General features: G+C 52.5%; 22 protein-coding genes. All 22 read left to right on the forward strand.

Annotated elements, in window-relative coordinates:
* Positions 1-11 precede the first annotated feature (11 nt).
* The 22 genes from rplE to WC317_01165 are packed head-to-tail and all read left to right on the forward strand — an operon-like array spanning position 12 to position 13991.
* Positions 12-560 carry a 50S ribosomal protein L5 gene (rplE, locus tag WC317_01060; GenBank protein MFA5338720.1) on the forward strand — a complete coding sequence of 183 codons (549 nt, stop codon included), beginning with the start codon at positions 12-14 and terminating at the stop codon, positions 558-560.
* 3 nt (positions 561-563) lie between these two features.
* The gene (locus tag WC317_01065) at positions 564-749 is read left to right on the forward strand and encodes a type Z 30S ribosomal protein S14 (GenBank protein ID MFA5338721.1); all 186 of its coding nucleotides are present in this window, start codon (positions 564-566) and stop codon (positions 747-749) included.
* Between the two features lie 19 nt (positions 750-768).
* Entirely contained in the window at positions 769-1158 is a 390-nt protein-coding gene (rpsH, locus tag WC317_01070) for a 30S ribosomal protein S8 (protein MFA5338722.1), read from the forward strand.
* 46 nt (positions 1159-1204) lie between these two features.
* Positions 1205-1750: a 50S ribosomal protein L6 gene (gene rplF / locus WC317_01075; GenBank protein MFA5338723.1), complete on the forward strand. Its 546-nt coding sequence runs from the start codon at positions 1205-1207 to the stop codon at positions 1748-1750.
* Between the two features lie 5 nt (positions 1751-1755).
* Positions 1756-2118 carry a 50S ribosomal protein L18 gene (gene rplR / locus WC317_01080; GenBank protein ID MFA5338724.1) on the forward strand — a complete coding sequence of 121 codons (363 nt, stop codon included), beginning with the start codon at positions 1756-1758 and terminating at the stop codon, positions 2116-2118.
* A 40-nt stretch (positions 2119-2158) separates the two neighbouring features.
* Positions 2159-2641: a 30S ribosomal protein S5 gene (gene rpsE / locus WC317_01085; protein MFA5338725.1), complete on the forward strand. Its 483-nt coding sequence runs from the start codon at positions 2159-2161 to the stop codon at positions 2639-2641.
* On the forward strand, positions 2642-3085 hold the full coding sequence (gene rplO / locus WC317_01090) for a 50S ribosomal protein L15 (GenBank protein ID MFA5338726.1): 444 nt from the start codon (positions 2642-2644) through the stop codon (positions 3083-3085).
* The gene (gene secY, locus WC317_01095; GenBank protein ID MFA5338727.1) at positions 3085-4422 is read left to right on the forward strand and encodes a preprotein translocase subunit SecY; all 1338 of its coding nucleotides are present in this window, start codon (positions 3085-3087) and stop codon (positions 4420-4422) included. Before rplO ends, secY begins: the two co-directional genes overlap by 1 nt.
* Positions 4423-4427: 5 nt before the next feature.
* Positions 4428-5075 carry an adenylate kinase gene (locus WC317_01100; GenBank protein MFA5338728.1) on the forward strand — a complete coding sequence of 216 codons (648 nt, stop codon included), beginning with the start codon at positions 4428-4430 and terminating at the stop codon, positions 5073-5075.
* 13 nt (positions 5076-5088) lie between these two features.
* Positions 5089-5850 (forward strand): type I methionyl aminopeptidase, encoded by a 762-nt coding sequence (gene map, locus WC317_01105; GenBank protein ID MFA5338729.1) that lies wholly within the window; start codon positions 5089-5091, stop codon positions 5848-5850.
* Complete coding sequence (infA, locus tag WC317_01110; protein MFA5338730.1) at positions 5829-6047, forward strand: translation initiation factor IF-1; 219 nt, start codon at positions 5829-5831, stop codon at positions 6045-6047. The genes map and infA overlap by 22 nt, the downstream gene beginning before the upstream one ends.
* 1 nt (position 6048) lies before the next feature.
* Positions 6049-6162, forward strand: a complete 114-nt coding sequence (gene rpmJ / locus WC317_01115) for a 50S ribosomal protein L36 (protein MFA5338731.1) — start codon at positions 6049-6051, stop codon at positions 6160-6162.
* Between the two features lie 22 nt (positions 6163-6184).
* The gene (rpsM, locus tag WC317_01120) at positions 6185-6574 is read left to right on the forward strand and encodes a 30S ribosomal protein S13 (protein ID MFA5338732.1); all 390 of its coding nucleotides are present in this window, start codon (positions 6185-6187) and stop codon (positions 6572-6574) included.
* 1 nt (position 6575) lies between these two features.
* Positions 6576-6992 carry a 30S ribosomal protein S11 gene (rpsK, locus tag WC317_01125; protein ID MFA5338733.1) on the forward strand — a complete coding sequence of 139 codons (417 nt, stop codon included), beginning with the start codon at positions 6576-6578 and terminating at the stop codon, positions 6990-6992.
* A gap of 3 nt (positions 6993-6995) precedes the next feature.
* Positions 6996-7622: a 30S ribosomal protein S4 gene (gene rpsD / locus WC317_01130; GenBank protein ID MFA5338734.1), complete on the forward strand. Its 627-nt coding sequence runs from the start codon at positions 6996-6998 to the stop codon at positions 7620-7622.
* A gap of 15 nt (positions 7623-7637) precedes the next feature.
* On the forward strand, positions 7638-8621 hold the full coding sequence (locus WC317_01135) for a DNA-directed RNA polymerase subunit alpha (GenBank protein ID MFA5338735.1): 984 nt from the start codon (positions 7638-7640) through the stop codon (positions 8619-8621).
* A gap of 13 nt (positions 8622-8634) precedes the next feature.
* The gene (gene rplQ, locus WC317_01140) at positions 8635-9237 is read left to right on the forward strand and encodes a 50S ribosomal protein L17 (protein MFA5338736.1); all 603 of its coding nucleotides are present in this window, start codon (positions 8635-8637) and stop codon (positions 9235-9237) included.
* Positions 9238-9272: 35 nt separating this feature from the next.
* Positions 9273-10442, forward strand: a complete 1170-nt coding sequence (locus WC317_01145) for a pyridoxal phosphate-dependent aminotransferase (protein ID MFA5338737.1) — start codon at positions 9273-9275, stop codon at positions 10440-10442.
* A gap of 10 nt (positions 10443-10452) precedes the next feature.
* A complete protein-coding gene (locus tag WC317_01150; GenBank protein MFA5338738.1) occupies positions 10453-11532 on the forward strand; it encodes an isocitrate/isopropylmalate dehydrogenase family protein in 1080 nt (359 codons plus the stop codon).
* A 19-nt stretch (positions 11533-11551) separates the two neighbouring features.
* Positions 11552-12868 carry a dihydrolipoyl dehydrogenase gene (gene lpdA / locus WC317_01155; GenBank protein MFA5338739.1) on the forward strand — a complete coding sequence of 439 codons (1317 nt, stop codon included), beginning with the start codon at positions 11552-11554 and terminating at the stop codon, positions 12866-12868.
* The gene (lipA, locus tag WC317_01160) at positions 12865-13704 is read left to right on the forward strand and encodes a lipoyl synthase (protein ID MFA5338740.1); all 840 of its coding nucleotides are present in this window, start codon (positions 12865-12867) and stop codon (positions 13702-13704) included. Before lpdA ends, lipA begins: the two co-directional genes overlap by 4 nt.
* Before the next feature lie 26 nt (positions 13705-13730).
* Positions 13731-13991: a biotin/lipoyl-containing protein gene (locus WC317_01165; protein MFA5338741.1), complete on the forward strand. Its 261-nt coding sequence runs from the start codon at positions 13731-13733 to the stop codon at positions 13989-13991.
* Positions 13992-14001 lie beyond the last annotated feature (10 nt).

Genomic DNA, 14001 nt, shown 5'->3' on the forward strand with positions numbered 1-14001 from the left:
AAACGGCCACTATTACACCCAGGCTCGTCGGCTTCTACCATAAGGAAGTGATACCGCAGCTGACCAAGAAATTCGGATACAAGAATCTCTTCCAGGTGCCGCGTATAAAGAAGATCGTCGTAAATATGGGGGTCGGGAAAGGCGCGGAAGACATAAAGATACTCGAAGCGGCGCTTGCCGACCTCACTACCATAACCGGGCAGAAGCCGGTAATAACGCGCGCCAAAAAGGCTATCGCGAATTTCAAGATAAAAGAGGGTTCTCCCATAGGATGCAAAGTGACCCTGCGCGGCGCGAAGATGTATGAATTCCTGGACAGGTTGCTCAATATCGCCCTCCCCAGGATCAAGGACTTCCGCGGCGTGCCGGCAGATACGTTTGATGGGTCCGGCAATTACGCCCTCGGCCTGCGCGAGCAGACGATATTTCCGGAGATAGAGGTTGACAGGGTCGCGAGGGTCCAGGGTATGGATGTCATAATCGTGACGAGCGCCAAGTCGAATGACGAGGCGAGTGAGATGCTGCGTCTTTTCGGTATGCCTTTCAAAAAACAAGGTTAGGATATGGCTAAAAAATCTTTGATAGAAAAATGGAAGAGGCCGGCTAAATTCTCGGCTAGGAAATACAACAGGTGCCGTCTCTGCGGCAGATCAGGCGGTTATCTGCGCAGGTTCGAGCTCTGCCGTATCTGTTTCAGGGAATTGGCATCGAAGGGTGAGATCCCCGGTATAACAAAAGCGAGCTGGTAATAATCTAAAAGGAATAGAAATGTCCATTACAGATCCGATAGCTGATTTTTTGACACTGATAAGGAACGCGACCCGCGCCAAGAAAGAGAACGTGGATGTCGTGAAGTCCAGGATGAACAAGGAGATCCTCGAGATCATGAAGAGGGAGGGCTACATCTCCGACTTCAAACCGCTCGAAGAGTCACGCAAGGTCCGTGTCTACCTGAAATATTCATCGAACCGCAGCGTCATAAAGAATGTGAGGAAGATATCTAAGCCGGGTTTAAGGGTATATACGCCTTATAGCAAGATCCCGATCGTACTGCGCGGGCTCGGCGTGGCTGTCATATCGACCTCCAAAGGCGTAATAAGCAATAAAGAAGCCCGGGAACTTAAAGTGGGCGGCGAAGTATTGTGCTATATATGGTAATTCCCCCTCAGGGGATAAACCCGCTTCGGGGGATAAAAGGTGAAAAATGTCAAGAGTAGGTAAGAAACCAATACAGATAATCAAAGGCGTCAAAGTCAGCGTTAACGGGGATTCCGTGATTGTGGAAGGCCCGAAAGGCAAACTTTCGATGCAGGTACATCCCGCGATCAAGGCCGAAGTGAAAGGCGAGCAGGTCATAGTGGCTCCCCACGAGGCCAGCGAATCGCTTAAGAGCGCGGGCGCGCTGCACGGCCTTACCAGGTCGCTCATCAACAACATGATCATAGGCGTCACAAGCGGCTATCAAAAAGAACTTGAGATACAAGGCGTAGGTTTCAGGGCCCAGGTCAGCGGGAAAAAACTCGTGTTACTGGTCGGGTTTTCGCATCCGGTGGATTTCCCGATCCCTGATGGGATAGTTATCGAGGCGCCGAAACCCACGCAGTTGATCATAAAGGGAATAGACAAACACAAGGTCGGACAGGTTGCCGCGGAGATAAGGGATATATTCCCGCCTGAGCCGTATAAGGGCAAAGGCATCAGATATTTGGGCGAATACGTGAGGAAAAAAGTAGGAAAGGCGGTAGGTTAATACCCATGGCTGTTAATAAAGAATTCCACAGGAAGAGGCGTCATAATAGGATCAGGAGAAGGATCATCGGCACTAAAGATAAGCCGAGGATGTCCGTCCATAGGAGCATAAACAATATCTGCGTCCAGCTCATAGACGATATCGGCGGCGTGACGATCTGCGGCGTGTCGACTATGGACAAGGGTTTTAAGGAAAAGGCCAAGACCGGCGGGAACGTAAAGGCCGCTCAGGCTTTAGGCGAGATGATCGCGAAAGCGGCCCAGGCAAAAGGCGTAAAGAAGGTCGTCTTCGACAGGGGCGGGTATCTTTATCACGGCAGGATCAAGGCCCTGGCAGATTCCGCCAGGAAAGCCGGACTCGAATTTTAGCCCTAAGGGGTTCGAAAAAAAGTAATCCAGGAGAGAAAAATTGGCAGAACGCAGAGATCAGGATAAGCAATTAACCGAAAAAGTATTAAGCATTAACCGCGTCGCTAAGGTCACCAAAGGCGGCAAGAAGATGTCGTTTTCCGCACTGCTCGTCGTCGGCGACGGAAAAGGTAAGGTCGGATTCGGATACGGCAAGGCTAACGAAGTGGCTGAGGCTATCAGGAAAGGCCTTGTCGACGCGAGAAGAAGGATGTTCCAGGTGGAGATTTGCGGAACGACCATACCCCATGAAGTGATAGGCAAATACGGCGCGGGTAAGGTATTGCTTAAGCCCGCTTCTCCCGGTACCGGAGTAATCGCCGGAGGTCCGATAAGGGCCCTTTGCGATGCCGCCGGGATAAAGGATATACTTTCCAAGTCATTTGGCTCGGACAATGCCATAAACGTCATCAAGGCGGCGGTCGTGGGCCTCAAGAGCCTCAGTAACAGGGAAGAGAGCAAGAGAATAAAAGGAGCGATCTAAGTGAAGCTAGGTGAGATACATGTCCCGGTAGGGGCAACGAAAAAAAGAAAAATAGTAGGCAGGGGCCCGGGTTCCGGCCACGGCAAGACCTCCACGAGAGGCCAGAAGGGCCAGAAGTCCAGGTCCGGCGCCCATATCCATCCGGAGTTCGAAGGCGGCCAGATGCCTTTGATAAGAAGGATCCCGAAGAGGGGTTTCACGAACAGGTTCAAGAAAAAGTTCCAGATCGTAAACCTCGCGGACCTTAAGTCCTTTAAGGAGAACTCCATAGTCACTCCCGAGGAGTTGCTTAAGGAAGGTATCATCAAAAATACGAAAATTAAGGTCAAGATATTGGGCGGCGGCGAGATATCGAAGCCCCTGACCGTAAAAGCGGATTCGTTTTCGGCGGGCGCGGCCGAAAAGATACAAAAAGCTGGCGGTAAAGCAGAGATCACCAAATAATGATCAGGGCGTTCGGCAATATATTAAAGATACCCGAGTTAAAAAGGAAGCTCCTCGTCACTGTGGCGCTTCTCGCGGTCTACTGCCTCGGCAGGTACATACCGACGCCGGGTATTGACGGTCACGCTCTTTCTCAATTTATAGAGCAGGAATCCAAGAGGTCGGGCGGGTCGCTGTTCGACATAATGGACCTTTTCACCGGAAACGCCATGTCCCAGATGACGATCTTCGCGTTCGGCATCATGCCTTATATATCGAGCTCCATCATAATGCAGCTTTTGACGTTCGCTTTCCCTTATTTCGAGAAACTTGCGAAAGAAGGCGGGGAGCACGGCCGCAGGATGATAACCCAGTATACGCGTTACGGGACCCTCGTGATCGGCGCCATACAGGCGTTGTTCACCAGTTTCTGGCTCGAGAACCTCCATAACACTATCGGTATCCAGATAGTCCAGAACCCGGGCTGGGGTTTCCGCCTGGTGACCATCCTGACCCTGGTCAGCGGCACCGCTTTCATCATGTGGCTCGGCGAACAGATAACCGAATACGGCATCGGCAACGGCATGTCCATAATAATAACCGCGTCCATAATTTCGAGGATACCGACGGCGATGCATAACCTCGCCACCCTCGTTGGCGCCGGTCAGTTGAGCGTATTTACCCTGATCTTCATGGCGGTGATGATCTTCGCGGTGATCATCGCGGTCATAATGATAACCCAGGCCCAGAGAAGGATCCCGGTGCAATACGCGAAACGGATCGTAGGAAGAAGGGTGATGGGCGGCCAGAGCACATATCTCCCGTTGAGGGTGAACCAGGCCGGTGTCATCCCGATAATCTTCGCCCAGTCGATCCTGCTATTTCCCGCGACGATAGCGCAATTTATACCCAACCAGACGATAAAGAGCATGCTGGCGTTCCTGCAGCACGGCGGCGTCGTCTACACGATATTCTACGCGGCATTGATCATATTCTTCACATATTTTTACACGGCGGTAACGCTTAACCCGCGCGACCTGGCGGATAACATGAAAAAATACGGCGGTTTCGTCCCGGGAGTAAGGCCGGGCAGGCCGACCGAGGATTATTTTAATTTTATTTTAAACCGCGTCACGTTGCCCGGAGCTATTTTCCTGGCGATAATAGCCGTGATCCCTGATTTCATCGGGAAATGGCTCCAGATACCATATTTGGTGGCGAGCTTCTTCGGCGGCACCGCGCTCCTTATCATAGTCGGTGTCATGCTCGATACGATGAAGCAGATCGAGTCGTTCCTTTTGATGCGCCACTATGACGGTTTCATGAAGTCGGGCAGGTTGAAGTCGAGGGGCCGTTGAGGCTCGTGCTCCTGGGCCCGCCCGGCGCCGGAAAAGGGACGCAGGCAAAAGTTCTTTCTAAGGAATACAATATTCCGCATATCTCTACCGGGGATATCTTGCGCGAAGCCGTAAAGACTAAGACGCCGATAGGCCTGAAGGCGAAGGTCTATATGGATAAGGGCGAGCTCGTTCCCGACGATGTCGTGATAGAGATGGTCGCCCAGCGCGTCGCGAAACCGGATTGCGAGAATGGTTTCATGCTCGACGGTTTCCCGAGGACAGCGGCGCAGGCGAAGGCCCTCGACGCCACGCTGGCGGAACTCAAACGGCCGGTCGACCTGGTCCTTTATTTCAAGACGTCGGTCGAAACGATAATACAGCGGCTCTCCGGAAGGAGGGTCTGCAGGATCTGCGGCGAGAATTACCACGTAAAGAATATACCCCCGAAGGTAGCCGGCAAATGCGATAAGGACGGCGGCGAGCTTTACCAGAGGGATGACGATAAGGAAGATACGATCTTAAACAGGATAAAGGTCTACGACAAGACGGTCCCGGAGATAATAAGTTATTACGAGGGCAAGGGCATGCTCAGGACCGTATCCGGGGATTTCGACGTAGATGAGGCGCACGATTACCTGTCTAAGCTCTTTGTCAAAGAGAATCTAAAATAGGGCAGGGCGGCAGATGATAATGCTAAGGTCCGGGGCCGAGGTCGAGAAGATCGAAGCGGCCTGCAGGATCGTCGCAGATACCCTGGAATATCTCGGTTCGAAGATAAAACCGGGTATGGCGACGGCAGAATTGGACAGCCTTGCCGAAGTATATATTAAGGCGAGAGGGGCTGTTTCCGCCTTTAAGGGATATAAAGGATTTCCGGCGAATATATGCACGTCGGTGAATGAGACCGTGGTCCACGGCATCCCGGGGAAACAGACCTTGAAAGAAGGCGATATAATCGCCTTGGATATAGGTGTCAAATTAAACGGTTATTTCGGCGATGCCGCGATGACGTTCCCGGTAGGCGGGATCTCCGAAGAGGCAAAGAAGCTCATCACCGTGACGGAAGAATCCCTTTATAAGGGAATAGAAAATGCCCGTCCGGACAAAAGGCTCTGTGATATATCGAGCGCGGTCCAGGAATATATCGAGAATAACGGGTTCTCGGTTGTGCGCGAATTCGTAGGGCACGGCATCGGCACAAGGATGCACGAGGATCCGCAGATCCCAAATTACGGCGTGCCGGGCACAGGGCCGAGATTAAAGGCTGGGATGGTTCTCGCGATAGAGCCGATGGTCAACGCCGGGACGCACAAGGTAGAGATATTGGAGGACGGGTGGACAGCCGTGACGAAAGACAGGAAACTGTCGGCCCATTTTGAACACACGGTTTATATAGGCGATAACGGTCCGGAGATATTGACGGAATGGCGAAAGAAGAAGCTATAGAAGTAGAGGGCGTGGTGCTTGAGGCGCTGCCGAACGCGATGTTCCGCGTGGAGCTCGACAACGGCCATAAAGTGTTATCCCACGTCTCCGGAAAGATGAGGATGAACTTCATCCGCATACTCCCGGGTGACAGGGTCAAACTGGAGCTTTCGCCGTACGACTTAACCAGGGGCAGGATAACTTTCAGGGTGAAATAAGATGAAAGTCCGTTCAAGTGTAAAGAAGATATGCGAGAAGTGCAAGATAGTAAAAAGAAGGGGAATAATCTACGTGATCTGCGCTAACCCGAAACACAAGCAGCGCCAGGGTTAGGCCGATAATTTAGGAGGACGTAATGCCGAGGATTTTAGGTATCGATCTGCCGAAGGAAAAAAAGATAGAGTTCTCTCTCTGCTACCTCTACGGAATAGGCAGGGCACTCTCGAGGAAGATCCTCAAGGAGGCGAACATCAATCCCGATGTGCGCGCAAAGGACCTTACCGACGAAGAGGTGTCGCGCATAACGACGATCCTGCAGAAGGAATATAAGGTCGAGGGAGACCTGAGGAGAGAGATCGCGCAGAATATAAAGAGGTTGATGGACATCGGCTCGTACAGGGGGATCAGGCACAAGAGGGGCCTGCCGGTGCGCGGCCAAAGGACAAAGACTAACGCAAGGACAAGGAAAGGCCCGCGCAGGATGGCGGTCACTTTAAAGAAGAAGGATACCAAGCCGGGAGCATAATATGGTAGAAGAGAAGAAGGAAGAAGAGCATAAGCCTAAGAAGAAAAAGACAAAGAAGAAAGTCGCCAAGAATATACCGAACGCGATAGCGCATATCCAGGCGACTTTCAATAATACGATCGTTACGATCTGCGATAAGTCGGGAAATACCATCTGCTGGGCGTCAAGCGGCGGAAGCGGTTTCGCGGGATCGAAGAAGTCGACGCCGTTCGCCGCGCAGGTGGCTGCGGAAGTTGCCGCAAAGAAAGCCATGGAACACGGCGTAAAGGAAGTCGAAGTCTACGTAAAAGGCCCCGGCGCCGGACGCGAATCCGCGATACGCGCGCTGCAGGCGACCGGCCTGGCGATATCGTTAATAAAAGATGTCACGCCTATTCCACACAACGGCTGCAGGCCGCCGAAGAGAAGGAGAGTATAGTAAATGGCGAAATACAAGGATGCCGTATGCAGGCTATGCAGGAGGGAGGGCTCCAAGCTTTTCCTCAAAGGCACGCGCTGCTATACGCCGAAATGCGGGATCTCCCGCCGCGAGTACGCGCCGGGCCAGCACGGCCAGGGCAGGATCAAGCTGTCCGATTACGGCCTTCAGCTGAGGGAGAAGCAGAAGCTCAAGAGGATCTACGGAGTCCTTGAGAAGCAGTTCAGGAATTACTTCAAGATGGCGAATAAATCGAAGGGCGTCACCGGTGAGATCCTGCTGCAATTACTTGAGAGAAGGTTCGATAACACATTGTTCCGTTCCGGCCTGGCTAATTCCACCGCCGACGCGCGCCAGATCATCGCGCACGGCCATGTGAAGATAAACGGCCGCAGGACCGACATACCTTCGTATTCGGTCAAGGTCGGAGATACAGTAAAGATAGAGAGCAAGGAAGGTATCGTAAAACATATAAAGAGCAACATCGAGCTTACGAAGGACAGGGGCATCCCTAAGTGGATGGCGGTCGACGCAAACGGCCTTGAGGTAAAGATCGTCAAGCTCCCGTCCAGAGAAGATATCGGGTTCCCCATCCAAGAACAATTAATAGTCGAGTTGTATTCGAAGTAAGAGGAGAAAAATAATATGGGTATTGCCTGGAAAGATTTTGAAATGCCAAAGAAGTTGGCTTGCGATGACGCTAGCTATTCGGATACCTACGGAAAGTTCACCGCAGAGCCTTTTGAGCGCGGCTACGGCACTACGCTCGGCAACGCTTTAAGGAGGGTGCTGCTTTCCTCGATAGAGGGAAGCGCGGTGACCTCTATCAAGATAGATTCCGTCCACCACGAGTTTTCCAGCGTGCCCGGCGTCTCGGAAGATATACCGGAGATAATCCTGAATATCAAAAAACTCGTCCTGCGCTCCCATTCAAGGCAGCCCAAGGTCATCGAGATCAAGGCCGACAGCAAGGGCGACGTGAAGGCCAAGGACATAATCCATGACGAGACGATAGAGATAATTAATCCCGAACTGCATATCGCCACGCTGACGAAGAACGCCAAGTTCCACGTCGAGATGGAAGTAGGCAGGGGAAGGGGTTATTATCCGGCCGAGAAGAACAAAAGGGAAGGCCAGCCGATCGGGGTCATACCCGTGGACTCGATATTTACCCCTATCGTGAAGGTCAACTTCGAGGTGGAAAATACCCGCGTCGGCCAGATAACCGATTACGACAAGCTCATATTGGAGATATGGACCAACGGAAGCGTGACGCCGAAAGACGCGTTGCTATATTCGGCCCACATACTCGAGAAACACCTCGAGATATTCCTCGATTACGGGAAACTTCCGGAAGAGGAAGTCGAGGAAGAGATCAAGGTCGACGAAGAGCTCTATACGAAGCTCAGGATGCCCGTCTCGGAGCTCGAGCTTTCCGTGAGGAGCGCCAACTGCCTCAAGGAAGCGAAGATAAAGACGATCGGAGAACTCGTCCAGAAAAATGAGGCGGAGATGCTCAAGTACAGGAATTTCGGTAAGAAATCCCTGGCGGAGATAAAAGAGATCATAACCGGGATGGGTTTGGGCCTCGGCATGAAAGTCGATAAAAAGTTACTGAAGAAGGAATAACGGGTATACAACCATGCGCCATAAAAAACTGAACAAGAAATTCGACAGGAACAAGCCCGAAAGAGATTCGATGATGAATAATCTCGTGAAGGGGCTTTTCATCTACCAGAGCATCACAACCACGACCCAGAAGGCGAAAGAGGCCCGCAGGTTCGCCGAGAAGCTCATAACGACCGCCAAAAAGGACGATCTTAGCTCCCGGAGGAAGGCTTTCTCGATCTTAAGGGACGAGACCCTTGTCGGGAAGTTGTTTAAGGAGATCGCCCCGCTTTTTAAAGACAGAAAAGGCGGGTATACGCGGATAATCCACCTTGGGAAACGGAAGGGCGACAATGCCGAGCTTTCGATACTTGAATTGACAGAGAAGAAAGTCATCGCTCCTAAGGTAAAGCATAAGAAAGAGAAACCGGCCGAGGCCAAACCGTCCGCGGCAGAAAAGGCTCCCGCAAAAGGAGCCGGTCCCCACGCTCCGGAAAAGGCTAAAGAAGCGGCGCACGAAAAGAATATCCCGCCTAAGAAAGAGGAGAAGGAGACACATAAAACGCCGACCCATAAGGCGCCGGCCGGCGGTTTTGTCGGGACTCTCCGCAAGTTCTTCAGGGGCAGGACCAAGTAATCCGCTAAGGCGGGTATATATAAGAGGGGATAACCTTGAAGATCTCAAGACGTATTGAGAAAGTCAAAGAATCTCCTACGCTCGCCATCACCGCCAAAGCCAAGGAGATGAAGCTTAAGGGCGAAGACGTCGTAAGCTTCGGCGCCGGCGAACCGGATTTTGATACACCCTCCCACATCAAAGCCTCCGCGATAAAGGCCATTGAGGGCGGTTTCACCAAATATACCGCGTCTTCGGGGATCCCCGAGCTAAAAAAAGCTATCTGCGAGAAATTCCTGAACGATAACGGCCTCTCCTATGAACCTTCCCAGATCGTAGTATCGTGCGGCGCAAAACACTCACTCTATAATATATTCCAGGCGATCTGCGACGAGGGGGATGAAGTGATCATCCCTTCGCCGTATTGGGTAAGCTATACCGAGATGGTAAAACTTGCCGGCGGGAGGCCTGTCATCCTGGACACGAAACAGAGCGACGGGTTTAAAGTTAAGCCCGATGCCTTGAAGAAGGCTATCACTAAAAAGACGGCCGCATTCGTCCTCAACAGCCCGTCCAATCCCACCGGATGCGTCTATAACAGATCCGACGTCGAAGGCATAGCGGATATCCTTATCAATGATAAAATAACAGTGATCTCGGACGAGATATACGAGAAATTGATATACGACGGCGAGAAGCATATCTCGTTCGCCTCTCTCGGCAAGGAGGCGCACGGCCTCACTTTTACCGTGAACGGCATGTCCAAATCTTATTCTATGACCGGCTGGCGCATCGGTTACCTGGCCGCGCCGACGAATGAACTGGCGGCAGCGGTCGGAAGGCTCCAGGACCATTCGACCTCAAATCCCGTTTCGTTCGCGCAGAAGGCGGCGCTCGAGGCGTTGAAGGGCGACCAGAAGTGCGTCGCGGAGATGGTCGAGGAATTCAAAAAGAGGCGCGATTATATGGTTGACAGGATCAACCGGATGAAGAATATCAGCTGCGTAAAGCCTAAAGGCGCGTTTTATGTCTTCTGCGACATATCGAAGACGAAGATGGGCTCTTTCGATTTCTCGAAGAAGCTACTTGAAGAGGCGAAGGTGGCGGTCATCCCGGGCGAGCCGTTCGGATGGGATACCCACATTAGGCTGAGTTTCGCGACCGGCCTCGACGATATCAAGAAGGGCCTCGACAGGCTGGATAACTGGCTTAACGCCAGGCAATAAAGGAGATATCTTGGGACACAAGATCACTTTCATACCCGGCGACGGCGTAGGGCCGGAACTCTCGGATGCGGCGAAACGCTGCATAGAAGCGACCGGCGTCGATATCGAATGGGAAATCTTCGACGCGGGCATAGATGTCATGGAGAAATACGGCACGCCGCTTCCCGAGCACGTCCTCGCTTCCATAAGGAAGAACAAGGTAGCCATCAAAGGGCCGATCACGACGCCTGTCGGCACCGGAATACGCAGCGTAAACGTTGAGCTCAGGAAAGCCCTGGAATTATACGCCTGCCTGCGCCCGTGCAAATCTTATAAAGGGGTCAGGAGCAGGTACGATAAGGTCGATATCGTTATCGTGCGGGAGAATACCGAGGACCTTTACGCGGGAGTGGAATTCGAACCGGGCACCCCGGACTGCAAGAAAGTCATAGACAATATCAACGCCTTATCCAAAAAACAGATAAGGCCGGATTCAGCGATAAGCATAAAACCGATATCGAAGTTCGCATCGGAACGGATAGTGAAATACGCTTTTGAATACGCGGTAAAGAACGGCAGGAAGAAGGTGACCTGCATACATAAAGCTAATATCATGAAGGCGACCGACGGGTTGTTCCTCGCGACAGCGAGGGAAGTCGCCGCTAAGTACGCGGGAAAAGTGGAATTCGAGGACAGGATCGTCGATAACATTTGCATGCAGCTCGTCCAGAGGCCCGAGGAATATGATATTCTCGTCCTTCCCAACCTGTACGGCGACATAATATCCGACCTTTGCGCCGGGCTTGTCGGAGGGCTGGGGCTGGCTCCGGGCGCGAACATCGGCGATAATTGCGCGGTCTTTGAGGCGACTCACGGCAGCGCGCCTAAATATAAAGGCATGAACAAGGTAAATCCCACCGCTATGATCCTTTCCGGAGTGTTGATGCTGCGCCATATAGGCGAGAAGAATGCCGCAGACCGGCTGGAGAACGCCGTGAAGAAGATGATCGCCGACGGAAAATTCGTCACTTACGACCTGAAGGCGGAACGCAGCGACCCGACCGCGGTCGGCACACGCCAGATGGCAGACGCGATAATAAAGGCGCTCTAACCCGCCGGAATATCTTCCCATGAAAAACTACGATATATGCATCATCGGCGCAGGACCCGGCGGCACGGCCGCGGCGCTCGAGGCCTCATTTCTGGGTGCGACGGTTGCGCTCATCGAAAGGGATGAGATCGGCGGCGTATGCCTGAATAGGGGCTGCATCCCGACCAAGGCCCGTTTAAAGTCCGCTTTTCTTTACGATGAATTCAAGCGTTCAGCCGAATTCGGCATAACGTCAAAAAATTTCGACTTCGACCTTTCTTCCATACGCCACCGCTCCTCCGATATAGTGGCCCGCCTGAAAGACCAGCTCGACCAATCGCTAAAGGCCCGGAAGGTGGATGTAATAAAAGGCGAGGCGGTTTTTGAGGATAAAGGGACGGTAACTGTCGGCGGAGAGAAGTTATCCGCGAGCGTCTTTATTATAGCGACCGGGTCCACGCCGAAAGCGCTCGGGACGGCCAAGTCGGACAAAAAAAGGATATTCTATTCCGAAGAGATACTCGGCCTCGATAAGATGCCTGAGGATATCACGATAATCGGCGGCGGCGCCATAGGATGCGAATTCGCGTCTTTCTTCTCGGCCCTTGGCTCCAAAGTTACCATTATAGAGATGATGGAGCGGATATTGCCGAGGGAAGATAAGGATCTTTCGAACAGGCTCGAAGGCATATTTAAGAAAAAAGGCATAGAGGTGATAACAGGCGTGGCTTCGCCGGATATCGGCAAGATCTCCTCCGAGGTCATCCTCGTCTCGGTCGGACGTTCGCCGAATACGGTCGGAATGGGATTGGAAAAAGCCGGCGTATCCGTAAAGGACGGCCGCATAATCGTCGACGGGTATTTAAAGACATCGGCCCCAAATATTTTCGCCAGCGGGGATTGCATCGGAAGATATAACCTCGCGCACGCCGCGTCGGCCGAGGGAAAGGCTGCCGCGCGAAACGCCCTCGGGAAAGAGGCGGCGATGGATTACGGGATAATGCCTGTTTGCGTCTATTCGTTCCCGGAGGCCGGGAGCGTAGGCCTGAACTCAGATGAGGCGGGTAATAAAGGATATGAGGCGGTAACCGGCCGCGCTTTCTTCGCGGGATCGGGAAGGGCACTCGCCCAGCGGGAAACGGAAGGCTTTGTAAAGTTGACGGCCGACAAAAAGACAGGCAAGATACTCGGGGCGCAGATATTGGGCTATAACGCGTCGGAACTCATTGGCATAATAAGCGTCGCCATAAAGGGCGGGCTATCCCTAAGAGACCTGGCCGATGTCGTCCAGCCGCATCCGGCTTTCTCCGAGGCGGTCCAGGAGGCTGCAGCAAATATATTGAGGCAGCCGAAATGATAGCCAAGCCCCGCTGGCTTAGAAGGGATATCGTATCCTCGCCGAAGATAGAGGAGACAAGAAAATTCCTCAGGGATTCTTCGGTCAACACCGTCTGCGAAAGCGCCAAATGCCCTAATTTATGCGAATGCTTCGGCAGGGGCGTGGCGACTTTTATAATTCTCGGCGATACCTGCACGAGAGGATGCAGGTTCTGCGCGGTAAATGAGGGGATCCCTTCCGCGCCTGACCGGGAAGAGCCTTCGAAAGTTTACGAGGCCGCCAGGAAATTAAACCTTAACTATATTGTCGTCACATCGGTCACAAGGGATGACCTCCCGGACGGGGGAGCGGCGCATTATGCCGCGACTGTCGGATACCTGCGCGAGAGATTAAGCGGCGTAAAAATAGAGGTCCTCGTCCCGGATTTCATGGGGCGGGCGGAGCATATCGATAAGGTATGCGGAGCGGGGATAGATGTCTTCGCGCATAATCTCGATACGGTCAGGAGGCTCCATAAAGCCGTCAAGCCGAAAAGCGATTACAATCTTTCGCTTACCGTATTGGGGAAAGCCAGGGATATATCGCGCGGCGGCATACCTACCAAGAGCGGCCTCATGCTCGGCCTCGGCGAGACAGAGGAAGAAGTGGTCTCAACGATGAAGGACCTGCGATGGGCGGGGTGCGATATTATCACTCTCGGGCAATACCTGAAGCCGTCCCTGGGCAAGACAGAGGAGCGTGAGTTTATATCTCCAAAAATGTTTGAAAAATACGAAGAAATAGCGTATAATTTAGGCTTTACAAGGGTGAGCTCAGGACCGTTTGTCAGGAGTTCCTATCATTCAACCTGTTAAGTCAATTTTGGGTCAAGGAGGAGGATATGGCAAAAGTCATATTGCCTGAAGTCGGAGAAGGGGCCCGGGAAGCCACCATATCTTACTGGCATTTCGAGGAAGGCGACAGGATAGAGGAAGGCGAAGACCTTGTGGAGATCGCCACGGACAAGTCCGCTATCAACGTGCCGGCTCCGTGCTCCGGAGTATTGACAGAAGTTTATTTTGAAGAAGGCGATATAGTCGAGGTCGGAGAAGTCCTCGCCAATATCGAAGAGGAAGAAGCGCTTTTTGAAGAGGAGGAATAAGTTAAATTAG

Source organism: Candidatus Omnitrophota bacterium, assembly GCA_041653595.1.
Lineage (GTDB): Bacteria > Omnitrophota > Gorgyraeia > Pluralincolimonadales > Pluralincolimonadaceae > Pluralincolimonas.

Excerpts from the sequence above, each read along its gene's own strand:
- lpdA (MFA5338739.1), top strand. The coding sequence starts at position 11,552 with ATGAAAAACTACGATATATGCATCATCGGCGCAGGACCCGGCGGCACG.
- rplF (MFA5338723.1), top strand. The coding sequence starts at position 1,205 with ATGTCAAGAGTAGGTAAGAAACCAATACAGATAATCAAAGGCGTCAAA.
- infA (MFA5338730.1), top strand. The coding sequence starts at position 5,829 with ATGGCGAAAGAAGAAGCTATAGAAGTAGAGGGCGTGGTGCTTGAGGCG.
- WC317_01065 (MFA5338721.1), top strand. The coding sequence starts at position 564 with ATGGCTAAAAAATCTTTGATAGAAAAATGGAAGAGGCCGGCTAAATTC.
- WC317_01165 (MFA5338741.1), top strand. The coding sequence starts at position 13,731 with ATGGCAAAAGTCATATTGCCTGAAGTCGGAGAAGGGGCCCGGGAAGCC.
- WC317_01135 (MFA5338735.1), top strand. The coding sequence starts at position 7,638 with ATGGGTATTGCCTGGAAAGATTTTGAAATGCCAAAGAAGTTGGCTTGC.
- rpsH (MFA5338722.1), top strand. The coding sequence starts at position 769 with ATGTCCATTACAGATCCGATAGCTGATTTTTTGACACTGATAAGGAAC.
- map (MFA5338729.1), top strand. The coding sequence starts at position 5,089 with ATGATAATGCTAAGGTCCGGGGCCGAGGTCGAGAAGATCGAAGCGGCC.
- secY (MFA5338727.1), top strand. The coding sequence starts at position 3,085 with ATGATCAGGGCGTTCGGCAATATATTAAAGATACCCGAGTTAAAAAGG.
- rplR (MFA5338724.1), top strand. The coding sequence starts at position 1,756 with ATGGCTGTTAATAAAGAATTCCACAGGAAGAGGCGTCATAATAGGATC.
- rpsD (MFA5338734.1), top strand. The coding sequence starts at position 6,996 with ATGGCGAAATACAAGGATGCCGTATGCAGGCTATGCAGGAGGGAGGGC.
- rpsK (MFA5338733.1), top strand. The coding sequence starts at position 6,576 with ATGGTAGAAGAGAAGAAGGAAGAAGAGCATAAGCCTAAGAAGAAAAAG.
- rpmJ (MFA5338731.1), top strand. The coding sequence starts at position 6,049 with ATGAAAGTCCGTTCAAGTGTAAAGAAGATATGCGAGAAGTGCAAGATA.
- lipA (MFA5338740.1), top strand. The coding sequence starts at position 12,865 with ATGATAGCCAAGCCCCGCTGGCTTAGAAGGGATATCGTATCCTCGCCG.
- rplQ (MFA5338736.1), top strand. The coding sequence starts at position 8,635 with ATGCGCCATAAAAAACTGAACAAGAAATTCGACAGGAACAAGCCCGAA.
- rpsM (MFA5338732.1), top strand. The coding sequence starts at position 6,185 with ATGCCGAGGATTTTAGGTATCGATCTGCCGAAGGAAAAAAAGATAGAG.